At 35.6% G+C, this 24978-nt stretch carries 18 protein-coding genes; 6 read left to right on the top strand and 12 right to left on the bottom strand.

Features of this window, described 5'->3' with window-relative positions; all coding sequences use genetic code 11:
* Positions 1-104 precede the first annotated feature (104 nt).
* Positions 105-1433 (top strand): PDZ domain-containing protein, encoded by a 1329-nt coding sequence (locus tag FNW21_RS04750; protein ID WP_144255599.1) that lies wholly within the window; start codon positions 105-107, stop codon positions 1431-1433.
* A 4-nt stretch (positions 1434-1437) separates the two neighbouring features.
* Here FNW21_RS04750 and FNW21_RS04745 read toward each other — a convergent pair whose 3' ends face one another.
* Entirely contained in the window at positions 1438-1821 is a 384-nt protein-coding gene (locus FNW21_RS04745) for a DUF1573 domain-containing protein (protein ID WP_144255598.1), read from the bottom strand.
* Between the two features lie 185 nt (positions 1822-2006).
* Here FNW21_RS04745 and FNW21_RS04740 point away from each other — a divergent pair, with 185 nt between their 5' ends.
* From FNW21_RS04740 to FNW21_RS04730, 3 genes are all read left to right on the top strand, one after another.
* Entirely contained in the window at positions 2007-4700 is a 2694-nt protein-coding gene (locus FNW21_RS04740) for a valine--tRNA ligase (RefSeq protein WP_144255597.1), read from the top strand.
* A gap of 158 nt (positions 4701-4858) precedes the next feature.
* Positions 4859-5905, top strand: a complete 1047-nt coding sequence (locus tag FNW21_RS04735) for a hypothetical protein (protein WP_144255596.1) — start codon at positions 4859-4861, stop codon at positions 5903-5905.
* A complete protein-coding gene (locus FNW21_RS04730; RefSeq protein WP_144255595.1) occupies positions 5865-8144 on the top strand; it encodes a hypothetical protein in 2280 nt (759 codons plus the stop codon). Before FNW21_RS04735 ends, FNW21_RS04730 begins: the two co-directional genes overlap by 41 nt.
* A 66-nt stretch (positions 8145-8210) precedes the next feature.
* Here FNW21_RS04730 and FNW21_RS04725 read toward each other — a convergent pair whose 3' ends face one another.
* The 5 genes from FNW21_RS04725 to FNW21_RS04705 form a co-directional block, all read right to left on the bottom strand.
* Positions 8211-8759 (bottom strand): PepSY-associated TM helix domain-containing protein, encoded by a 549-nt coding sequence (locus FNW21_RS04725; protein ID WP_144255594.1) that lies wholly within the window; start codon positions 8757-8759, stop codon positions 8211-8213.
* 77 nt (positions 8760-8836) lie between these two features.
* Complete coding sequence (locus tag FNW21_RS04720) at positions 8837-11068, bottom strand: TonB-dependent siderophore receptor (protein ID WP_144255593.1); 2232 nt, start codon at positions 11066-11068, stop codon at positions 8837-8839.
* Between the two features lie 241 nt (positions 11069-11309).
* On the bottom strand, positions 11310-12446 hold the full coding sequence (locus FNW21_RS04715; protein ID WP_144255592.1) for a PepSY-associated TM helix domain-containing protein: 1137 nt from the start codon (positions 12444-12446) through the stop codon (positions 11310-11312).
* Positions 12447-12525: 79 nt separating this feature from the next.
* Complete coding sequence (locus tag FNW21_RS04710) at positions 12526-14670, bottom strand: TonB-dependent siderophore receptor (RefSeq protein WP_144255591.1); 2145 nt, start codon at positions 14668-14670, stop codon at positions 12526-12528.
* A 182-nt stretch (positions 14671-14852) separates the two neighbouring features.
* Positions 14853-15332: a DUF6265 family protein gene (locus FNW21_RS04705; protein ID WP_144255590.1), complete on the bottom strand. Its 480-nt coding sequence runs from the start codon at positions 15330-15332 to the stop codon at positions 14853-14855.
* A gap of 505 nt (positions 15333-15837) precedes the next feature.
* On the opposite strand from FNW21_RS04705, the gene FNW21_RS04700 reads away from it, so the two are divergent.
* Complete coding sequence (locus tag FNW21_RS04700) at positions 15838-17016, top strand: AIR synthase related protein (protein WP_144255589.1); 1179 nt, start codon at positions 15838-15840, stop codon at positions 17014-17016.
* Positions 17017-17052: 36 nt separating this feature from the next.
* On the top strand, positions 17053-17409 hold the full coding sequence (locus FNW21_RS04695) for a hypothetical protein (RefSeq protein ID WP_144255588.1): 357 nt from the start codon (positions 17053-17055) through the stop codon (positions 17407-17409).
* 264 nt (positions 17410-17673) lie between these two features.
* On the opposite strand, the gene FNW21_RS04690 is transcribed toward FNW21_RS04695, so the two are convergent.
* The 6 genes from FNW21_RS04690 to FNW21_RS04665 all read right to left on the bottom strand — a co-directional run bounded on the left by FNW21_RS04690 (position 17674) and on the right by FNW21_RS04665 (position 24866).
* The gene (locus FNW21_RS04690; protein ID WP_144255587.1) at positions 17674-18888 is read right to left on the bottom strand and encodes an MFS transporter; all 1215 of its coding nucleotides are present in this window, start codon (positions 18886-18888) and stop codon (positions 17674-17676) included.
* Positions 18889-18924: 36 nt separating this feature from the next.
* Entirely contained in the window at positions 18925-19836 is a 912-nt protein-coding gene (locus FNW21_RS04685; RefSeq protein WP_144255586.1) for an AEC family transporter, read from the bottom strand.
* A 97-nt stretch (positions 19837-19933) separates the two neighbouring features.
* Positions 19934-21865 (bottom strand): LTA synthase family protein, encoded by a 1932-nt coding sequence (locus FNW21_RS04680; protein WP_144255585.1) that lies wholly within the window; start codon positions 21863-21865, stop codon positions 19934-19936.
* A 93-nt stretch (positions 21866-21958) separates the two neighbouring features.
* Positions 21959-22186, bottom strand: a complete 228-nt coding sequence (locus tag FNW21_RS04675) for a hypothetical protein (protein ID WP_121336660.1) — start codon at positions 22184-22186, stop codon at positions 21959-21961.
* A gap of 325 nt (positions 22187-22511) precedes the next feature.
* Positions 22512-23417 carry a prohibitin family protein gene (locus tag FNW21_RS04670; protein ID WP_144255584.1) on the bottom strand — a complete coding sequence of 302 codons (906 nt, stop codon included), beginning with the start codon at positions 23415-23417 and terminating at the stop codon, positions 22512-22514.
* Positions 23418-23489: 72 nt separating this feature from the next.
* Entirely contained in the window at positions 23490-24866 is a 1377-nt protein-coding gene (locus FNW21_RS04665) for an MATE family efflux transporter (protein ID WP_394344687.1), read from the bottom strand.
* Between the last annotated feature and the right edge of the window lie 112 nt (positions 24867-24978).

The raw sequence follows: 24978 nt of genomic DNA, 5'->3' as shown, positions 1-24978 counted from the left end.
ATTTGCAATTTTTTTTTCAACTTTAATGTAATTTATTACCGTATTTGTTGTCAAATACGCATAAATATGTTGAATTTTTTGTAATTTTATAGAAATGATTTTCAATGAAAAAACTAATTTTCTTGTTTTTCTTTCTCTTGGGATTCCAATCGCCCTTTGCTCAAGATGGTTTTACGATTGATTCAAAACTCGATAAAGTGACTATTCCTTTTCAGTTAATTAACAATTTGATTTTTATACCCTTACAAGTCAATGGTATAGAACTCACTTTTTTATTGGATTCGGGCGTAGAGGAGACTATATTATTTAGTTTAGAAGACAAGAAAGATATTAATTTTTACAACGTCGAAAAAATAGATCTTCGCGGTTTAGGTAGTAATGCAGCGATAGAAGGTTTAAAATCAGCTCATAACACATTGGATTACAACGGACTCAAATCTACAAACGAGTCATTGTATGTTATTCTAGATCAGAGTTTTAATTTGTCAGCACATGTAGGAATTCCTGTAAATGGGATTATAGGCTATAATTTTTTCAAAAACAATTTAGTCGAAGTGAATTATGCCAATAAAAAGGTAATTGTCTATCGGGCAAATGCCAAAAATTTGAAAAAATTTGACACTAAATTCGAAAAAATCCCCATTTCAATAGAACGTGCCAAGCCGTATGCACAAACTAATTTGACACTCAACGGCAATCCAGTTCAGGCAAAATTACTACTCGATATTGGCAATAGTGATGCCATTTGGTTGTTTCAAAATCATTCTGATGCGATACAAGTGCCTGCCAGAAATTTTGAGGATTTTCTTGGCAAAGGTTTTAGCGGCGATGTAGCGGGTAAAAGAGCCATGATATCACAATTCAAAATAGCTCGTTTTCAATTTGATAATCCTATTGTTGCGTTTCCAGATTCAAGTTCTATCAAGAATGTAAAAATGGTTCCTGGACGATTGGGTTCCGTTGGAGGGGAAATATTGCGAAGATTTTCGCTGGTTTTTGATTATCAGCAAGGCAATTTATACCTAAAAAAGAATGCTTCCTATCATGCTCCTTTTACCTATAACAAAAGTGGAATTGAGCTGCAACAAAATGGAATGCAATGGGTTGAAGAGATGGTTCGGTTAGAAAATGTTCCCCTTTCGTCTGGCACATCGGATTCAGGCGGGATAAAAGTGACCCATGATTTTAAATACAAATTCAACCTAAAACCAATTTATGAAATTGGGAATCTTCGAGAAAATTCGCCTGCTGCCAATGCTGGATTGTTAGTAGGCGATATTATTATAACCATTAACAGAACGCCTGTTCATAAATATTCATTACAAAAAATCAACACGCTTTTAAAATCCGAAGAGGAAAAATGGATCACACTCGAAATTAAAAGGGGGAATCAAAATTTAACATTTCAATTCCAATTGCTGAATGTATTGTAAGGAATTAATTTACGTCACCTTTTATTTTTAAAGCAACTCTACCCTCTTCGTAATTTACAGCATTGGTTTCGACCGTAATCGTTTTTCGGATTGGCCCAGGTGTCATGTTGTATTTTACTTCAATTTTACCTGATTTACCGGGCAAAATCGTACTAGTTTGTTTAGACAAAATAGTGCAACTTGACGTAGATTGAATCGAAGTAATTTGCAAGGGCGCATCTCCCGTGTTTGTAAATTCAAAAGCTCTAATTCCAGAATCGCTCCCTTTGGACACCGTACCGTAATCGATGGTGTTGTCCTTGGCCGAAAACGTTATTTTGGGACCACTTTGTGCAAATCCAAAGGAACTAAATGCTACTAATGCTAGTATAATAAGGCTATTTTTCATGTTTTCTAGGGTAAAATCGTGAGTAGTAAATGTACTTTGTTTTTATTAATGTACAATTCTTTATTTCGCTTTTTATACTGTACATTATTATTTACTTTTGTTGCCCATTCAAATTACAAAAATCAGACCAAACTATAAAAGGCAATGGTTTATCCATTTTTCCAAAACATAAAATCCATAACAAAATGACTATTCCAGCACAATTTGACGCCAAAGCTATAGAAAACAAATGGTACGCCTACTGGATGAAAAACAATTATTTTCATTCTAAACCCGATCATAGAACACCTTATATTATTGTAATTCCGCCACCAAACGTAACTGGAGTTTTACACATGGGGCACATGCTGAACAATACCATTCAAGATGTTTTGATTCGTCGTGCGCGGTTAAAAGGTTTTAATGCGTGTTGGGTTCCGGGAACGGATCATGCCTCAATTGCTACCGAAGCCAAAGTGGTTGCCAAACTAAAACAGGAAGGAATTAATAAATCGGATTTGAGTCGTGCCGAATTCTTGAAACATGCGTACGACTGGACGGACAAATACGGAGGAACCATTCTAGAACAACTGAAACAATTGGGTTGTTCTTGCGATTGGGACAGAACCAAATTCACGATGGATCCCGATATGTCAGCATCTGTAATTAAATCGTTTGTTGATTTGTACAACAAAGGCTTGATTTATCGTGGGTATCGAATGGTAAACTGGGATCCCGAAGCCAAAACGACTTTGTCCGATGAAGAAGTAATTTACGAAGAACAGCAAGGGAAATTGTATTTCCTAAAATATAAAATCCTTACCCCAGCCCTCTCCGAAGGAGAGGGAGCCGAGACTCTTAACTCTCCGCCGTCGGAGGGGTTGGGGGAGGATTTTTTGACCGTTGCCACAACACGTCCAGAAACTATTTTTGGAGATACCGCAATTTGTATCAACCCAAACGACGAACGATTTGCTCATTTGATAGGAAAAACTGTTGTTATACCTATTTGCGGTCGTGAAATTCCTGTAATTGCAGACGAATATGTAGATATCGAATTCGGAACAGGTTGCTTGAAAGTGACTCCTGCTCACGATGTAAATGATAAGGCATTGGGCGAAAAACACAATTTGGAAATTATTGATATTTTCAATGAAGATGCTTCGCTAAATAGTTTCGGATTACATTACCAAGGAAAAGATCGTTTTGTGGTTCGTACTGAAATTGCTCAAGAATTAGAAGAAATTGGCGCTTTGGCAAAAACCGAAATCCATATGAATAAAGTGGGAACTTCCGAAAGAACCAAAGCCGTAATCGAACCTCGTTTGTCGGATCAATGGTTCCTGAAAATGGAAGATTTGGTAAAACCAGCCATACAATCGGTTTTGGTTGATGGAGATATTAAATTGCACCCAGCTCGTTTTAACAATACATATGCGCATTGGTTAAACAACATTCGGGATTGGAATATCTCCCGTCAATTGTGGTGGGGACAACAAATTCCGGCTTATTTCTATGGCGACGGAAAAGAAGATTTTGTAGTGGCCGAAACTATAGAAGAAGCTTTGATTTTAGCCAAAGAAAAAACTTTAAACGTGAAACTTGAAACAAAAGATTTAAAACAAGATGTTGATGCCCTTGACACTTGGTTTTCGTCATGGCTTTGGCCGATGTCTGTTTTTGGCGGAATAATGGATCCTGAAAACGAAGATTTTAAATACTATTATCCAACGAATGATTTGGTAACGGGTCCGGATATTTTATTTTTCTGGGTGGCGCGAATGATTATTGCGGGTTATGAACATACGGGTAAAAAACCATTTACAAATGTATATTTGACCGGTTTGGTTCGTGATAAGCAAAGACGTAAAATGTCGAAATCATTGGGAAATTCGCCAGAACCATTAGAATTAATCACAAAATTTGGTGCCGATGGCGTTCGTGTGGGCTTGCTTTTAAGCGCTTCGGCAGGTAACGACATTATGTTCGATGAAGAATTGTGCAATCAAGGAAAAGGGTTTACCAATAAAATTTGGAATGCCTTTAAACTGATAAAAGGTTGGGAAGTTTCGGATGCTATTCCGCAACCCGAATCTTCAAAAGTAGCGATTGAATGGTATGAAGCCAAATTGCAACAAACACTTTTGGAAATCGAAGACAATTTCGAGAAATACAGAATTTCCGATGCTTTGATGGGAATTTACAAACTCGTTTGGGATGATTTCTGTTCTTGGTTTCTTGAAATGATAAAACCAGCCTACCAACAACCCATTGACAGCGTAACATTTGCGAGAGCGATAGAAATGCTCGAAAACAACATGAAATTGTTGCATCCGTTTATGCCATTTTTGACCGAGGAAATTTGGCAATTATTAGCAGAAAGAACACCGCAAGAAGCATTAATAGTTTCGACTTGGCCAGAAATAAAACCATTCAACGCGCAATTAATAACTGATTTCGAGAATACGATTGAAGTCATTTCAGGAATCAGAACCATTCGTAAAGACAAAAACATTCCGTTCAAAGACACAATCGAATTGAAAGTGGTAAATAATGATAAAGCGTCGACTTATTTTGATGCGGTGGTGACCAAATTAGGAAATATCACTTCACTGGAATATGTTTCGGATAAAGTGGATGGCGCTCTGTCTTTCCGTGTAAAATCGAACGAATATTTTATCCCTATTACAGGAAATATCGATGTGGAAGCTGAAATAGAAAAACTAACTGTTGAGTTAATTTATACGCAAGGTTTCTTGAAATCAGTTCAAAATAAATTATCTAACGAGAAATTTGTAAACGGAGCACCAGAGAAAGTTTTGGCAAACGAAAGACAAAAAGAAGCCGATTCTTTGTCGAAAATTGCCACATTAGAGCAGAGTTTGGCTGGATTGAAATAAGAGCCATTATCGTTTAAACATAAATCCCAACCTTGAAAATTTTTCGGGATTGGGATTTTTTTTGTTTTCTCGCAAAAAACAGTTTCAATCTTTATTTTGTATCTGGAAATAATATACTTTTAATATGATTTTACAGTTGCATAAAACCGCCATTTCCTATGAAAAAAATCCTGTTGTTTGCCTTTATTTCTGCTTTATTTTTAGCTTGTTCCCAAAAAGAAAGCAACGTACAAAATGTGGAAAGAGCTTTTTATTACTGGAAAAGCAAGACAGATTTTGGTAATGAAACTATCAAAAAAATGAAAAGCTTAAAGGTCAAAAAAATATATCTAAAACTTTTTGAGGTTGATTATAATGAAACTATGGGTAATTTTCCTTATGAAAAAAATACTCCAAATGATTATAATTTTCGGGATTTGGATTCTATAAACGTGGTGCCAACTCTTTTTATCAAAAATGAAATTTTTCAATACAATACCGAAAAATCATTGGATATATTGGCAGACAATATCGTTTTTTTGGTTAATAAATACCACAAAGGGTATGGCGAAAAAGTAATTTTTGACTATTCCGAAATTCAAATTGATTGCGATTGGACTAAATCGACCAAAGACAACTATTTCTATTTATTGAAAAAAATAAAGCAATTGTCAGGCAAGCAAATTAGTTGTACGCTGCGATTGTATCCGTATAAATACCCCGATATTATGGGAGTTCCGCCAGTGGATAAAGCCATGTTAATGTGTTATAATTTGATAAAACCATTATCCAACAAAGACAAAAACTCCATTTTGGACATCCCCGAATTAAAATCTTATTTGGATAAAAGACGCAGTTATCCCCTGCATTTGGATGTGGCTTTACCAGTTTTTTATTGGACACAATGGTACCAAAACAATAGATTTTCGGGGTTATTAAACCTTAATTCGGCTGATATCACGGGATTTGCCAAACCAACCAAACCCATGTGGTACGAAGTCACGCAAGACAGTACGTATCAATACGATACTTTTTTCAAAAAAGGCGACCAAATAAAATGTGAAGAAGTAGACACGGCAACGCTAACCGAAGCCATTTCGATTATTAAAAAAAATGTCGAATTAGACAAAAATACCACAATTTCGTTATTTCATTTAGACGACAGCACTTTCAAAAAATACGACAATGAAGCAATTTCTAGTTTTTATAGTTCTTTTAGCAAGTAGTTTTTGCAAAAGTCTGGCGTGTGGGTATTCGCCTTATGGAGAAGACATTCGGTATTGCTTGTTCAAGCCCGACTATTTTGGTTATTCACATTACAAAGCCTTTTATTACAATGCTAATTTATGGGGATTTGATTACGACCAAAACCCCAATAATTACAAGCCTCATGTGGATGCCAACATCATGGATTGGTATTATTTTACTCAAGAAAAAGTCTCGCTGGATGCCATCGAGGACTTTAATACCAATTTATCACTCACGGATATTCATCCAAAAAGCACTAATGCTTTTCTTGCCTATTTGTATCAAAACAAGAAAACAGAGGCAATTGAATATTTGAAAATAGCCAAGAATTGCGAAGCCATAAACAACTTTTTTACCGAAGATACTTGGGAGAGAAATGCCGTTGCCAACAACAAAGACCGTAGTATTTTGATCCAAAAGTTAATCCGAATTACTGAAAAGCAAAAAAATCCATACTTCAAACGAAAATATGCTTTTTTGACCATACGGTTGGCGTATTATGCTGGAAAAATGGAAGTTTTGAAAACAGTTTTTGAACAAAATTTCAATTCAAGTACCAAAGATTATCTGTACAATTGGGGCTTGTTTTTTTATACTTTTACAAAATCAGGCGGTGAATTAATGGTTAATGCGGCCAATTTAATGGCGAATTGTCCCGAAAAAAATTATGCGAGTTATTATTATTTTCACGTAGATTTTAAAATTCAAGTAGCTTTGCAATACGCCAAAACCAAGGAGGAAATTGCCAATGTATATGCTTTTGCTTCAGTCCAAAAAGTAGATAAAACGTTGGATTATTTGAAAGAGATTTATAAAAAAAATCCAAAATCTGAAATTCTTGGCTTTTTGCTATTGCGGGAAATCAACAAAATAGAAGATTGGGTTTACACACCTTATTATTCAAACTATCTACCATCAACCCAATATAATTTATGGAGCGACTACAATGATAAAATTACTACCGAAACATTACGAAATCGTTCCGAAAATGATCGTTTATATGCGCAGGAAGTATTGAATTTTATACAATCTATAGATTTAAAAACAACTCAAAACCCTATAATTTGGGAAGCAGCTCAAATCAATTTGCAATTTATAACCCGTAAATATGAAGATTGCTTGAAGCAAATTACATTGTTTGAAAAAACGTATAAAGGCAACAACATTCTAGAAGAAATCGAGAAAATAAAAGCACTTTGCTTTACGGCGAATCAGGAAAATGGTAAAGCCATTATCAAGCCTGAAATTCAAAATGTGATTTTGAAATACAAAAAAGATGAACGCTTTATTTTTGCATTGGGAAGAGAATTAGAATTCAAAGGTAATATCACGGATGGAATAGTGCTGATTTCGTTATTAGAAACTAATTATGGAAATGGTTATGATGCCAGCGATGTAGAATGGCAAGCCAACAGAATCAATACGTCAGGGAATTTACAAGTGTTTTATTCCTACTTTGATTATTTGGATTTTGTGTATGCTGCCCAAGATTTGCAAACCATTGTAACTAAATTTAAAACGGGTTTTACAACTGAATTTGAAAAAGTTATTTATGGCAAATTGCTCAAGGACAAAGACTACTTAACGGATTTATTAGGAACCAAATACATTCGAGAAAATGAGTTGGACATGGCTTTACTCACCTTTAAATCCATCGACAAGAAATATTGGCAAGACAATTATAATGCTTGGGAAAGAGGAAATTATGGCGAAGAATATTCTTTTGACCAAAATCCGTTTTATGATTTTAAATACACACAAGACTTTATAAAACACAAAGATAAATTCCTGGTTACTAAACTTGCTATAACCCAACATTTGATACAATACACTAATTTAGCATACAATTCCAAAACCAAAAACCGAGACTATTACTATTTTCTCTTGGCAAATTGCTATTATAATATGTCGGATTATGGCAATTCCTGGATGATGCGGCGGTATTCGAGCAGTTCATCGTATTACGGGCAAGAATTTGAAAAGGAATCCTATATCGACGAAATCGAATACCGAAATAAAATCAAAGCGGTTGCTTATTATAAATTGGCTTTTCAAAATGGAAAAACAGCAAAATTTAAAGCACTCTGTTTGCGAATGATGGATTATGCCGAGAAAAATACCTTTAGCACTTCCAAAAGGGTAACGGAACAATTTCCAGAATTCAGTTCGGATTTGTCTGGTTGCGAAAATTTAGAAAACTATTTTAAATCTAGATAAAAACATAAAAATCCCAACCTTGAAAATTTTTCAGGATTGGGATTTTTGAGTAATGCAACTATATTTTTAACCAAACAAAATTAAAAACAACAGCGGAAAAACCACTCCTGCAACGGCTAGTTTCCAACCTCGATTTCTCCAGCTGAACTTACCTGCTTTGATCATAATGGTGCCCGTTAAGGCAATAATGATTAAACTTATGGCAAAAATATCCGAATAATAAATCCAAAAATTAGAGTTGCCTTTGTGCAGTTTCATCATTTGGCTAACGATTGGCGTTTTGTTGAAAGTGACCACTTCGCCTTTTCCCGTTTTGATCTCAATTTCGACATCGTGATTTTCAAACGAGATTTTGAATGTTCCCTTTTTTATCATTTGACGGCGTATTTTATCCTCAATACCCAATTTATGACCTAACTCTTGGGCAAAATCGTCGTTGATTTCGCTTTCGGCGGGGAGTGTTACAGTAATGGCTTTGGTTTGAGTAGTGTATTTTTCGGGATGCCAATGTTCTCTATGATTCATCAATAGCCCCGAAAAAGCAAAGGAAACAATAAGTCCAATGTAGAAATACCCTAAATCACGGTGTAGGTTTCTGAAATTTATTTTTTTCATTTGGAGGATAATAAAGGATTTAAAATTTCCTTTAGAAAACTAAAAAAGTAGTTCTCTAAAGGCATAATTATAGTTTTTTAGAATGTATAATTCAAAGCAACGGAATAATTTCTTGGCGCAATAGGATTTAAACTATTGTCATCGTGCATGTTGTAACTCAATTCATTGGTAAGATTACTCAATTTGGCTCGGATCCCAAAGTGGTTTATCACGTACCCCATAGTTGCGTCCATTTGAATGTATTCGTCTAATTTTACGGGTTTTCTAGCATCGTTTTGTACTTGAATTCTTGTTGATCTCCCTGCATAACGGGTACCCACATACGAGTTGATTAATCCAAAATTAAATCCGTTTAAAATTCCCGATTCAAATTTATAATTCACGTTTAAATTGGCGGTATTTTTTGGATTGTACAACAATTGACTTCCTACAATATAGGTGTTGCTTTCTCTGTATTTGATTTCATTAAAACTATATCCCGCTAGAATCGAAAGTCCTTTTGCTGGGTTGTAAATAAAGTCTAGTTCAACTCCTTTACTTTGTGTTTTACCAGCAAGTTCCTTGATATTGGTATTGGCATTTCCGTTTTCTAATGACGTTTGTGCCAAGTTGCTATTCGTAATTTGATAAACAGTTACATTGGCATACAAGCGTTCTTTGAGCAATGTGTTTTTGCTACCCAATTCAACTTGGTCAATTAAGGAAGGGTCTAGTGCGTTTCCGTTGATATCAGTCCCTGTATTTACTGTAAATGAGTTCGAATAACTGGCAAAAAGCGAGTTCATTTTTGTAGGTTGAAAAACAAGTCCAACTCTAGGCGAAAAGGCACCATCGTAATTATTAGTGACTACTGCTTTTTGAGTGGTGTAGGTATAAACTGTAGATTCAGTATCTTGATAACTGTAACGAACACCTGCCAAAAGTTTGATGTATTCATTAAAAGAAATCAAATCTTGCACATAAAACCCAACACGATTAATAGGCGCTGTTGTTAGTGTGTTTTTAGCCAATTCTGGAGCTGGTTTTTCTAATGCGCTGTTGTAAGGTTGAAAAATATTGATGATATCATAATAAGCTTGTCCATTATTATTGGCTTTGGTTAAACCAAAATAAGCAGTTGTTAGGGTTTTGTATCGTTCTGATTCTACACCTACCAGTAAGTTGTGATCGATAGTCCCAGTTTTGAAATTTCCTTTCAAATCCAGTTGTTGGATAAAGTAATTGTCCTTTATTTCGGAACGCTGTAGGTTTCGAGTGTAGGTTCCATCAGCGGTGATTAAGGTTCCGTTATTAGGTCTTGTGGTACTAAATAAATCCGTTTGATAATAGCGAAGTGCGTTGATAAACGAAAGATTCCAGTTGCTGTTTATTTGGTGTGTCAAAGTTGCAGTTGCTGAACCTTGTTTGGCATCATAATGCCCCCAAGTAACACCTACAAAACGGTCTCTTGGAATAGCAACTAACTCATAATTGATGACACCTGCGCCAAAATCAGGAGTTGCTGTTGATTTAAGATAATCCCCTTCAACAAGAAGTTGGGTTTTGTCATTGAATTTAACCAAAAGCGATGGGTTTACATAGTACTTTTCGGAGCTTACTTCTTTGCGGAAGCTATTGGCTTTTTCAAAAGTTCCATTCACTCTAAATGCTATTTTTTTACTTTTTCCAATGGGACCATAAAAATCCAATTTAGGATTTACAACTCCAAAACTACCAAAGCGGTATCCTACTTCGCCACCAAAATCGAATTTAGGTTTTTTGGTTACTATATTCATCACACCACCTGCAGCAACGTTTCCAAACAAGATGGCGGCACTCCCTTTTAGGAATTCGGCTTTTTCAACACCACTCATTTCTACAGGCATTCCGTTAAAATAACGCACACCATTTTTGAACGTATTCGAGCTTCCTAATGCGTACCCACGAGAAGCAATTTCTTCTTGATACCCACCAGTTGTCCCCATAATGTAAACACCATTGGTGTTTTTTAACAAATCGGTCATGGTTGTAATTTGTTGGTTTTGTATGGTTGCTTGATTAACAACGGCAACACTTTGTGGCAAATCCATAGGTTTTATGCCCGCTTTACCAATAGTTACAGGATTTTTTTGTTGGCTCGAAGTAACTATAACTTCTTGCAGGATTTCGCCTTTTTTGTTTTTTACGGTATCCAAAACTGCTTTTACACTATCGGTAACGGCATATTGAATTTCATTATAATTATTGTTTTTAGTAAGGCTTGCCATATCTTGGGCTTGGCTATTGTAGGAAAACAACAAGGCTAATGTGGGTACTAAAATATATTTCATGATTGTTTATTTGGAATAATTAAAAATAACAGTGCAAATATAGAACGCTATTTTAATTTAACAAAATTTATTTAGATTAAATATGAATAATAAATTGAATTGCTCTTTAAGTTCAATAAAATCAAGCTATTGCATACAAAAAAAGTACTTCCCATTTTTGATGAAAAGCACTTTGATTAGAGGGAAATGTTAAATTCTATATTGGTTCGTGCGTTTTGAATTGGAAATAAATGATTAAAAATCAGGTATTTGTTGCTCCTTTTGCTTTCTTATTGCGTCCCCACCAAATATAAAATCCGGAAACTGGGAGAGTGGCTATTAGTAAGCTAATTAAAAAAGCGACTATTTTTCCAGCTAATCCAAATACAGCTCCTGTATGTAAGTCATAATTCATTCGGATTAAGTTGTCTGGAATTTTGTTGTTTTTATATTTGCCATAAAGGTGTTTTACTTCCTTTTCTTCTAACGTATATTGGTCAAAATAGCGGTACTCTATTTTCCAGTACGTCGCTTTATCAGGATTTGCATTGGCGGCTATTGGTGCTGTTGGTTTTTCTGGAGGATGTATTTCTATTGATTCCGCTTGAGGATATTCCTTTTGCATTTGATACCAAACTTTGTCTAACGGGTTTGTTATTCGAGTCGTTTCTTTTGTTTTCGAAAGCGGTTCTTCGTAAACTAACGATTTTTGACCACCAACCACTTTATAATAGGAGTAGGCAAACCATTGGAAACCAAAAACTAAACCCGTAATCGCAAAAACAAGTGCAATACAAAGCCCATAAAAACCAGTAATGGTATGCCAATCATAATTTTTTCTTTTCCATGTTGTTCCTTTTTTCCATCGAAACCAAAAACGCTGTTTGATTGCATTTTTATTTCGAGGATACCATAAAATAAATCCAGAAATAAGCAACACTAAAAAAACTAAAGTAGCACTTGCCACAACAACTTGCCCAATTTCATTAGGAAGCCATAAATAAAAGTGTCCATCTAGTATAAAAGGAAAGAATCCTTGTTGATTATTTACGGTTTTCAAAATTTTTCCCGTGTATGGATTTATAAAAACGGTATAGTAATAGGTAGGTTCATAATGAAAAAATTCAGCAACAGCGGCATTATTTTTTTGATTGTACTTTATGGCATGGAGTTGTTTATTAGGAAGCTCTTTTTGGGCAATTTCAACTAATTTTGAAGGCGGCAAAAAAGGGCTATCTTGTTCTAAAACAAAGCGATATTCTTGGGTATAATTTTGTATTTCTTCCTGAAAAGCATACAAACAGCCTGTAACGGCCACTATAAAAACAATCATGCCCGAGGCTAATCCTAGCCAAAGATGGAGTTGACCAATTCTTTTTTTGAAACTATTATTTTTCATTTATAAAAGGATAAAAACTCCTCATAAAAATGAGGAGTTTAAAGAAACAAAACCTAAAAAAACCTAACTAATTTGTTTATTAAAATTTATAAGTCAAACCAGCAATTAAGCTTCGTAACTTTTGTGCGCTAACAGTTGACCATCCGGTATAATATTTCTCGTTAAGTAAATTGTTTACTTTTAATGTAAAATTGAATTTATCATTGTTGTAGGATAAAGCCGAATTTAAAACTGTGGATTCAGGTAATGCAAAAGTGCCTGTTGTCGTTGAATTTAATGTTTTGTTTTCGCTGACATAATTGCCACCAAATCCTATTCCAAATCCTTTTAATTTTCCTTCTGGGATAGCATAATTTGCCCATAAATTAATCAGAGTTTCTGGTCCAGCACTATCTGAACGTAATCCTATACGCCCACTTCCAGCAGTATCTTTTAGGACTATGTTCTCGTTGTTACTATACCCTGCAATAATATTGAATCCTTTTGCTGGATTGGCGGTAAAACTTAATTCAAACCCTTTGCTTTCAATTTCTCCACCTTGAATAGAATTATTTGGATTACTTGGGTCTGTCATTAATTTATTCGTCACATCAATATTGTAATAACTAATAGTTGCCGATATAATGTCCTTATACAAATTAGTTTTTAATCCAAATTCATATTGATTAGCGTGCTCTGGATCATAACTTTGCATTCTAGTATTTGTACCATCAACATCCGAAACTTGTACAGGAGCCTGATTTATGAATCCATTCATGTAGTTGGTAAAAACGGAAACTTTGTTTTCAATTATTTGATAAACCGCTCCAAATTTTGGAGAAAAAGAGGTTTGGCTTTTAACTTCATCAGTTGACCAATAAGACACTCTTCCTTTAAAATTATCAACACGCAAACTTCCCATAACCGAAAATTTATCGGTAATATTCAATACATCCGAAAAATAAGCACTTAAAACTTTGGTTTCAGCGGTTGAATTTCCTTCAAACGAACCTACTAATAAGTTGTCAACACCAGCTTGTGTTACATCTCCAGTATCAGTTTGATTTGTCAAAGACACAGTTCCGTTGCCAACCCATCCTGAACTTCCATTCATAATGTTGGACACATAGTAATCAACACCTGCTACTAACCGGTTTCTTAAATTACTTATTTTGAAATCTCCAATAAAATTTTGTTGAATATCTGTGCCTAAAGTTTGACCATTTCTTTTCGAAACATATCGTGTAAATTGATCGTTATTGGCATAATCCCATAAATAAGAATAATAACCGTCTGTTTTACTATTACTTCTTGATAGTACGGTTTGCGAAGTCCATTGTTCAGATAATTTATAACTCATTTGGGCTTGTAAATTGAAAGTAGGATTACTCATTGTAAGCTCATTCGAAGTATATGATTTTTTATAATTTTGGTCAAAACGATCCATAGATTGAGCGGGGGCTTGAGTGCTTCCGCCTAAAAATAGCATCGGAGCATTAGCAGCTGTTCTATCGGTAAATTCAGTATTTATAAAGAACGAAAGTCGATCACTCACTTTATAACTCAACGATGGCGCAAAGAAAAAGGATTTGCCAAAACCTGCATCCTGAAACGAATTCTCATTTTGATACGCTGAGTTTACCCGAATCGAAACATCTGTATTCAATGGAATATTCACATCCGCAGTAAGTCTATCCATTCCATAGGTGCCGGAATTATAACCTATTTCCCCGCCAAATTTTGAATACGGTTTTTTGGTAACAATATTGATTAAACCGCCGTACGAAATCAAACTACTTCCATAAAGAGTTCCCGATGGTCCTTTGATAACCTCAATAGTATCAACATTGGCAGGATCTACACTTCCGTTATTTATTCCTGGTAATCCATTAATCATTGTAGGTTGTACCGCAAAACCTCTCATCGTATAAAATTCGGCACCATCACCACCTCGACCAGTGGATTCCCAAACGCGAGTAATACCAGTGGCATTTTTTAAGGCATCGTTTAAATTGGTAACCACTTGTTCTTTCATTAATTCACTAGTAACAGTGTTGTAAACTTGAGGATTCTCGATGTTCGTCAATGGCATTTTAGAAACCGTTGAGCTTTTTTCTCGTTTGTATTTGTATTTGTTATTTACAGCAACTTCTTTTAGATTACTAATGGTGTCTTTTTTGGTTTCTTGCCCAAAACCTACCATCGAAGTACATAATACGGTGAATAGAATCAGTATTTTTTTCATTTTATTTAGATTGATTAAAAATAATACCACAAATGTAATTCGTTTGATTTTATTTAACAATATTTATTTAGAATAAATAAAAACAATAGACCTAAACCATTGATTTTATATAGTTTACGACCATAAAAAAACCTTGATTCCAGTGAAATCAAGGTTTTTTATGTATTAAAAAGAATACTAATTCATTCCGTTTTGCTCATGGCTATCGTTTCGGAGTTGGGTTTTCCGTCTTGAATTCCTGAAATTACGAGCTTTAAACTCGTTTTAGAAATGGGGGAATAGCTAATTTTTTTGGGGTAATCATTTTTGGAATTCTCAAAAACCAATTCTTTTTCAGTTTCCGATGTTAACAAAAAAGCTATTGCTTTATCCTCATTTTGTCCTTTAATTGTTGCGTTGTACAGCAATTGCTCCCCATTTTGTTGCAATTGTATGGATTCAAAATGCAAAGTATCCTTTCCTTTTATAAAATAGGAAGTGGCTAGAAAGGTGCTGTCGTTTGCTTTGTTCCAAGTTTCTTCCAGGATGCCATCGTCCGTTTTGCTTTCCCATTTTCCTAGCAGCCATTGTGCTGATTTTATTTTTTCATTTTTTGAAGCTTCCGAATTTTTGCAGGAAACAAAAGCCAGCAAAAGCAGTATAAGTATTGATTTTTGAAACATGATTGCCTTTTTATGGGATTATTTGGAAAGGATAAAAGTATATAAAAAAATTGATTTTTGAATTAATGCCCTAAAACAGCAGGGCATTCGCTTTTAAAACATTTGCCACTGATTCACTGATTTAAAATACCTAAATCTATTAAAAAAAACTGATTTTGTTAATTTGTGTAATAAATACCCAACCTATTTTTTTAAAATCTGTGAATCTGTGGCAAACTTTTTCGTTCAGCTGGCATTATAGGTTCTTCGCCATAATTAATGGAAAATCAATTTTCGGTAGCTATGGGATTCGCTAAATCTGCCAAATCTGCGGGATAAATTTTAAATTGCTTCCCGCAGATTTAGCAGATTTTTTTATGTTTCACTAATAAATTGCCTTTTTTAAATTCCACTGTTTTTGGCGAGGAACCGCATTATATTTTAAAAGCATATATCCCTGGACAATCCCTTTTGGCAAAACCCAAAAAAAATAATTACCTTTGTCGCACACAATACAAATCAGTTCATGAGTTCAGCTACTTCAAAAAGATATGCACAACGTGGTGTTTCGGCATCCAAAGAAGATGTGCACAATGCCATAAAAAACATCGATAAAGGATTGTTTCCACAAGCCTTTTGTAAAATTGTTCCTGATTATTTAACCAATGACACGGATTATTGCTTGATCATGCACGCCGATGGTGCAGGTACAAAATCGTCTTTGGCGTATATGTATTGGAAAGAAACAGGAGATATTTCAGTCTGGAAAGGCATAGCACAAGATGCACTTATTATGAATATCGACGATTTGTTGTGCGTAGGTGCAACGGATAATATCTTGCTTTCGTCCACCATTGGCCGAAACAAAAATCTTATTCCTGCCGAAGTAATTTCGGCTATCATCAACGGTACCGAGAAACTTATCAAAGAGCTAGAAACCTTTGGCGTGACCATACATTCTACTGGCGGCGAAACCGCTGATGTGGGCGATATTGTACGTACGATTATTGTCGATTCAACCGTTACAGCTCGCATGAAACGCAGCAAGGTAATTGATAATGCAAATATCAAAGCGGGTGATGTCATTGTAGGATTGGAATCCTTTGGTCAATCCACTTACGAAAAAAGCTATAATGGCGGTATGGGAAGCAACGGATTAACATCGGCACGACATGATGTTTTTGGGAAATACCTAGCCACCAAATATCCCGAAAGTTATGATGCCGCCGTGCCCGAAGATTTGATTTATTCTGGTCAAGTTCAACTTACGGATGCTGTCGAAAACTCGCCTATAGATGCTGGCCAACTTGTACTTTCACCAACGCGAACCTATGCTCCTATTATCAAGAAAATTTTGGATAACTATACCGCAAACGAGATTCACGGAATGGTGCATTGCAGTGGTGGCGCACAAACCAAAATCTTGCATTTTATAAACAATTTGCACATTATAAAGGATAATTTATTTCCAATCCCTCCATTATTCAAGCTCATACAAGAACAATCCAAAACCGATTGGAAGGAAATGTACCAAGTATTCAACTGCGGGCATCGTATGGAATTATACGTTCCCGAGGCTGTGGCGCAAGAGATAATTGCCATTTCTAAATCGTTTAACGTCAATGCTCAAATCGTAGGTAGAGTCGAAGCTGCCAATGCCAAAAAACTAACAATTACAAGTGAATACGGTACTTTCGAGTACTAAAAATTGTTTAATTTTTCAACCTTTCAACTTCTTAAAATGTACGAATTATTTTTTTGGAAATACCACGATGGAATCTATCTGAATCATCATTTGGTTTATGAAGCTTTAGTTGAACAACAAGAAGTAGATGGACTCGAGACGCTTCCCGTTGATGTCATTCTAAACCGAATTCAAAAAGTATTTGCCCATTGGGAAAAAGTCGATGAAAATAGCTGGAAAAACACCAATGGCAAAGGTGCTTTTCAAGTAAAAACTACCCTGCAGAGCATTCAAATAGATTGTTATGGCACCGAAGGAAAAACCATGAATCTACTTGCAACTACCCTAGAAGAGTTCCAGTCTCCGCTCTACGATCCTCAAATTCCGGCACGTTACGACGAAATCAATGAGTAGATTTTTAAGGAGCTAATCCAGCTATCCGCTACAAGTCCTCGCTCAAAATCCTATTTTTCTACACCATAAAAGGAGCTTCCGCTGGTCGCTCTTTTCTGGCAAGAAAAATAGGGTTTTTCGCTGTGGGCTTTCCGCTACTATCTGGGCTAGGACCTAGTAGTACTCAAAAAAAATCTATTTTATTTAAAACCTATTTCAAATAGCAAAACCATAAAATCCAAAATCAACAAGGATAGCATTTATAAATTTCAAAAAAATTAAGCACTATACTTTCTTTTTTAAATTGGGCAAAAAGAACGCAATTACACCTATCAAAGGCAAATAAGCACACAAATAATACACATAAGTAATACTGGTATGATCCGCTAAATTTCCCAATAATGCTGATCCTAAACCGCCCATTCCAAAAGCAAAACCATAAAAAAGTCCAGATACCATTCCGAGTTTTTTGGGTAATAATTCTTGAGCATAAACCAATATGGCAGGAAAAGCAGAGGAAATAATAATTCCAATAACCACAGATATAATTCCTGTCCAAAACAAATCAACAAAGGGCAACAATAATGTAAAAGGAGCCGCCCCAAGAACAGAGAACCAAATCACATATTTTCGACCAAATTTATCGCCCAACGACCCACCTATCAAAGTACCTACTGCACAAGCCGCAAGAAACAAAACCAAATGAAACTGCGCATCCTGCACCGATAAATGGAATTTTTCTATCAAATAAAAAGTAAAATAACTAGACATACTCGCCATGTAAAAGAACTTTGAAAAAATTAAAACCATCAAAATCACTACCGAAACAACAATTTTGGTTGGAGAAAGATTGGGCAAATCAACAACTGCTTTTTTGGTAGCTCTTCCGCTCAAATGGCTTTGGTACCAAAACGCAATTCGGCTCAAAACAAGCAGAGCAAGTATCGCCACAATGGCAAACCAAATAATATACCGCTGCGTGTTTGGGACAACTATCAGCGCCACCAAAAGCGGCCCAATTGCCGTTCCAGCATTGCCTCCCAATTGAAATATAGATTGTGCTAATCCACGCTTGCCTCCTGAAGCCAAAAACGAAATTCGAGACGCTTCAGGGTGAAAAATAGAAGAACCAATTCCAACCAAAATAACCGCCCAAATAATCATATAAAAACTGGACGCATAGGACAATAATACAATTCCTGACAAGGTAAATAGCATCCCAAAAATTTGAGAAAACGGTTTTGGTTTTTTGTCCGTGTACAAGCCAACCAAGGGTTGCAGGATAGAAGCTGCCAATTGATAGGCCAAAGTTATCAACCCAATTTGAGTAAAATTCAAATGAAAATTATCCTTCAAAATAGGATAGGAAGCAGGAATAACCGCTTGCAATAAATCATTCAGCAAATGGGCAAAAGCAATAGCAAATAAAATTGGATATACCGTTTTTTGAACCACAGTAGCGGTATCATGTGGTAGAACAGACTGGTTTGAATCACTCATAAATAAAAAATAAATAAAATTTGTTTCTAAAAAAACCTAAATAAATTGCACTATAAAGTACCAAAAAAACAATGTTATAAACGATATTGGTATTCCAAAACCAACCATCATACTACACAACCTTGGTTTTAAACCATGTGACGAAGCTAGAATACAACCCGTAATCATGGGTGCCATAGCCGCCTCCATAATGGCCACTTGGATAATAGCTGACCGTTGATGCAAAACTACAACATATACAAAATAGAGTATTGCTGGTGTCAAGACTAATTTATACAAAAGCCCCAGCCCCAAAAATTTCCAATGATTGCTTTTTCTATCAAAATGCAATTGCAATCCTACCGATAGTAAAGCCAAAGGAGTTACAGCAGTTCCTGTTTTTTGTAAAAAAAAAGAAATTGGTGCATACAAATCATAATGCATCACGTTAAGAAAACAAGCCAAAAGAAAGGTGATGAATGGAGGAAAAAACAAAATCTTTTTGGCAATAGCCACTCCGTTTGCCTGTTGACTAGAGTACAAAGTAGCCATCAAAACACCTAGTGTAGACAGCACGACAAACGTACCTGGTTGATCTACAAGAATAGCCACTTTCAAGCCTTGGCCGCCATAAAGCGCCTGCATAATAGGAAATCCTAAAAAAGAAGTGTTGCCTAAACCCGCAGTAATAATGAGACAACCCGTTAGTTTCCTAGACCAACCAAATTGTTTTCCTAAAATCGAAAAAAACAAATACGAAAGGATAAATCCAATCCAAGTTACCAGAATGGGGTACAACAATTGCGTATTCCATTTTATTTTAGGGATGTAATACAAAGCCAAAGCAGGAAGGCAAATATGAATTACGATCCAATTCAAAATTTGATGGGCGTTTTTAGGAAACCCTTTTACATATTGCAAAATAATTCCAAGAAGTAGAAAACCAAAAATAATAACAAACTGGTACATAAATCAAAATGAAATACAAAAATACCATAAAAATGACTAGCCAATCTGCAACTGTTGCAAATTTTTAAGTCACAATATTCAATTATAACAGGTTGTTTTATTTTTTACTTTTATATTTATTTTGTTGGTATAAATTTCCTGCAGTAATTACGTGTGCCAAAGCATCTTTAGCCAGTTCTTGGTCAACTGCGACAGGAATCAAAGTAGTATCATTTTGCACTTCAAATTGCAATGGTTTTAGATTTGGCTGCATGATGATTACCTGATTTTCTACCCGAAACGCATTAATGTCATTAAACTGCATAATGGCTCTTCCCTTGGTCCTTGCTTTTAAGGTTTTTAGATTTCTACCGGGCATAGGCGTTTGGAACGAAGCCCCCAGATAACCCAATAAAGTAGGCGGAATGTCTATTTGACTGCACAATTGGGTATACACTTTTCCTCTGGGAACGCCTGGTCCTAGTATAAAAGCTGGAATATGAAATTTATTTATAGGCACTAAATTTTTGCCGTACGTTCTAGTATTGTGATCGGCAATTACGATAAAAATAGTGTTTTTGAAATAGGTTTCTTTTTTGGCCAAAGCAAAGAATTTCCCAATCGAAAAATCGGCATATTTCATGGCATTGTTCACCGTGGCGGCTTTTTTGTCAAAAGGAACAATTCTACCCGATGGATATTCAAAAGGTTCGTGGTTTGAAGTAGAAAACAGCAAGGAGAAGAAGGATTTATTGCCTTTTGATTTCAAATAATTATTTGCCTTTACAGCCAAATCCTCGTCAGAATAACCCCAAGTTCCTTTGAAAGCGTAGTGGTTGCCATCAGACTCGAAATCGTCTTGATCCACAATATCTTCAAAACCATTCCCATTAAAAAACGAAGCCATATTATCAAAATTAGCCATACCGCCATATATAAAACTGGTGCTGTATCCCTTGGCTTTCAAAGCATCGGCCAAGGTAAAAAAGCCTTGTTGCGAATTCCCTAATTTTACAACACTCTCTGATGGGGAGGGCAAAAAACCAGTAACTACCGCTTCGATCCCGCGAACACTCCGAGTACCAGTGCAATACAAGTTGGTAAAAAGCATGCCCTCTTTGGACAAAGCATCAAAGTTGGCCGTTAAAGGCTTACCGCCCAGAATCCCAACATATTCGGCACCAAGACTTTCCTGCAAAAAAACCACTAAATTACAGGGCTTTTTCCTAACAGTATCCCCTTTTTGGTTGTGAAGCAACGGAATTTCAGGCGTTATAAAATCAGTTTCGGGAACATCCATGTACTTTTTGACCCGTGCATAGGCTTCGGCTTCATCCATTTTGCCATACATTTGGGTATTCGCTTCATTTTTCATCGAATAGGCCGCAAAAGCCACAGTATAAAACGAATTCAATCCCAAACAATTCGTGAGTTGATCTGTCGAAAAAACGGCATTACTCGCATTTATAGGTCGCTTTGAAGTTAGACTGGAACGTGCGCCAAAAAACAAGAAAAAAGCAAGAATTGGAAAAACCAAAAGCTTGGTTTTATAAGCTTCCCCTTGGGTTTGAAAGAGCTGCTTTCCTGTTTTAAGTCCCACATACAAAGCAATTCCTAAAATAAAAAAAGTAACGACAATCGAAGTCAAATAGCTTTTGAGCAACATCCCGACTACTTCCTTTGGATACATTAAATAATCCAAAAAAATCTTGTTGGGGCGAGTGTCGTATTGCTTGATAAAATCTGGCGTTGCTAATTCCACAAAAAGAATCAAAAACAGAAATAAAAAACTATAAAATACTAAAAAAGCATTCGTAAATTTCAATGCCTTTTGCGGCAAAAAAGTAATTAAAACGGCCGGTAAAAACGACAAATAACACAATAAAATCAAGTCCATTCGCAAACCAATTGGAAAAATCAACCCATATTCTGGCGTGGCTTCAACCCGTTCTTTGAATAGCCCAAACAAGAACAAGCGACTTACTGTGGTCAATAGCAATCCAATGGCTATAAAATTAAATATCGGTTTTAGAAAAGCGATTTTTTTCATGGAAGAACACGAATGATATATACAAAATAAAAACAGGGAAACGGTTTTTTGATTACAGCTTTTGTTCTACTAAATAAAAACTACTATCAAAAATTATTCCTCATACCTCCCTATTTCTCGGTCGTAAAATTCATTGGCGAGCACAATAAGCCCTTCCATTTCGGCATTCAATTCGGCTTCGTCAAGGTCTTCGGCTTCTTCCATAAACTCAACTTCATCATCTTTTAGATTGATAATGAATCGAGGGTAATCCAAGTGAATGATAAAAATATCCTCTGGAAAATCAGTATTGTCGCCTAGTAAAAATTTTGGTAATTCCATTTTAAAAAGTTATAAATTATGAATTATGAATTATGAGTTAACTATTTTAAGTAGCTTATAGCAATTAGCTGTTCGCCATTAGCTTTAAAGTCACTATTTTAAACTTTAAAATATATTATTAAATTATTTCAGGTACTTACAACGTAAACCCCAATGTCATTAAGTTAAGAAATTGCTCTTTTTATTTTCACGCAGATTTCGCCGATTTACTCACAAAAACAGGAAAAAATCTGCTGAATCTGCTGAATCTGCGTGCTAATTTTATAATTCCTTCCTTAACTTAATGACATTGACGTAAATCCATAACGCCAAACTAATTTCTTTTTTATTTATCCGATAAAATTACGGGAGCACTGCCTCTTCCCATAAAAATAATTTTGGTATTTGGCGAAGCGGCTAATTCTTTTTGTGCTTTTATTTGTTCGTACTGCAATTGCTTGTCTGATAATCCAGTCGAAATAATACGTTGATAATCCGCAATACCTTGTGCTTCCACTCGTTTACGCTCGGCTTCTTGTTTTTCTTTTTGCAAAACAAAAGTCATTTTTTGAGCATCTTGTTCGGCATTAATTTTGCTTTCGATGGACGCTTTTACGGATATAGGAAGGTTAATGTTTCTAATTAAGAGTTGCTCTAAAATCAATCCTCTCGTTTTGAAATCAGCCTCGATAGTCTTGAAAATACGCTGTTGAAATTCGTTTCTTTTAGTCGAATACAAAGCAACAGCATCATAATAAACAGCGTTGTCACGAATACGAGTTCTAGTTACGGGACGCACAATCTTATCTGAATAATCCACTCCAATTTGTTTAAAAATTTTAGGTGCATCCTGTGGTGATACTCTGAACAAAACCGTCAAATCAATTACCACTTCAAGTCCATCATTTGACAAAACTCGAATCGCATCGTCTCCCTCTTGAGCTCCTTCACCATGAACAGCTGACATGGTGTAATTTTGGGTTTGAATATCATAATCCGTCACATCCAAAAGCGGATTGATTAAGTGCAAACCACTCTCTAATACATCGGGTTGCACGCTTCCATATAGCGATTGCACGCCTACTTTCCCCGCATCAATTTGCTTGAACATAGACGAAAAAAGTCCTAATGCTACCAGTAAAATCCCTATAATTTTGAGCAGATTAGAAAATTTAGAAAAAGGATTTACATTGTTTTTCAATGAAAAACTAACGATTAACAAAATTATTCCGAGAATAATAAATAGTATCATTTTTTTATGGTTTAGTTGATATGCTTATTATACGAGTAAATGGAGTATAAGTTACACTTAATAAGAAAAATTTTAATTCCCATTACAAGCAACAACCAATTTTCGAGTCAAAATAACAAACCGAATGTATAAAAAAACGGCCGCTGTAGAAAGTCCCGCCAAAAGCCCAATCCAAACGCCAACTGCTGCTAAATGGGTGTACGTTCCTAAATAAAAAGAAATAGGAAATCCAACAACCCAATACGCCACAAAGGTAATGTACATAGGGATTTTTACATCCTGCAAACCACGCAAAGCCCCCAAAACGACCACTTGTATACCATCCGAAATTTGAAAAACAGCCGCTACCAATAACAATTGGGCGGTTATCAAAATAATCTCTTGGTTATCTATACTTTGACTCGCATCAGTCATGTTCAAAAACAAATGCGGCAAATAGTTATGAAAAACAACAAATACAACTCCAAAAAATGTTTCTAAAATAATCGCCAGCAAAAAAATAGATCGTGCCACTACAATCAAATTTTTAAAATCTCCCATTCCCTTGCTATGACTCACCCTAATCATTGCCGTAACACTCAATCCCATCGCCACCATAAACGTTGACGATGCCAGCGTTAAGGCAATTTGATTGGCCGCTTGATTGTTTTTGCCCAATGATCCTGATAGCCAAATCGCAGCTGTAAAAAGCGTTACTTCAAACAACATTTGCATCGCCGAGGGCAAACCTAGATTGATAATCTTCCTTAAAACTGATTTTCTAATTTCCTTAAAACTAAAATTTTGAAAATACCTTTGGAACGCAGCATTCTTTCGCAACAGCAAATCCATAAAAACCACCATCATAATCCTAGAAATTACCGTTCCCAGTGCCGCTCCTAAAATTCCCATTTTCGAAAAAATCCAAAAACCATAAATCAACACATAATTAAAGAAAATATGCACCACATTTGCCATAAAAATAGCATACATCGAGTATTTTGTTTGCGACAAACCGTCCGCAAACTGCTTATACCCCTGGTAAATAATCACCGGAATTAGCGAGAACGCCACCCAATCAATATAAGGCGCAGCCAAGTCGGCTACCGCTTTGGGCTGGTGCATAAAATACATAATTTGCTTGGACAAAACCGTAAGTATAAACAATCCAACACCCAAAATTGTACACAATAACAACCCGTGATGAAAAGTGGTTCGGATTTTTTTATCGTCCTTTTCGGCATCCGCCTCGGCAACCAAAGGCGTAATCGCAGTCGAAAACCCAATCCCAATCGACAACGCAATAAAAATAAAACTATTCCCTAACGAAACTGCCGCCAACTCCGTAGAACCTAAATTACCTACCATAAAATTATCGACAATTCCAATCAAAGTATGCCCCAACATTCCCAAAATAACAGGATAAGCTAATCGTATATTGTATGAAAATTCTTTTATATATTGCTGCATCGCCACCTCTTTTTTTTAGCTGGCAAAGGTAAATCATTTCGCCACGCTTTGACCACAAATGAAAATATAAATCCATTTTCACCAGCCAAAAAAATACACTATTTTTGGGGAG

This window comes from Flavobacterium restrictum, from assembly GCF_007097245.1.
In the GTDB taxonomy this organism is placed as follows: Bacteria; Bacteroidota; Bacteroidia; order Flavobacteriales; family Flavobacteriaceae; genus Flavobacterium; species Flavobacterium restrictum.
The sequence above is the reverse complement of the archived record's forward strand: the minus strand, read 5'-3'. Positions and strand labels throughout refer to the sequence as shown.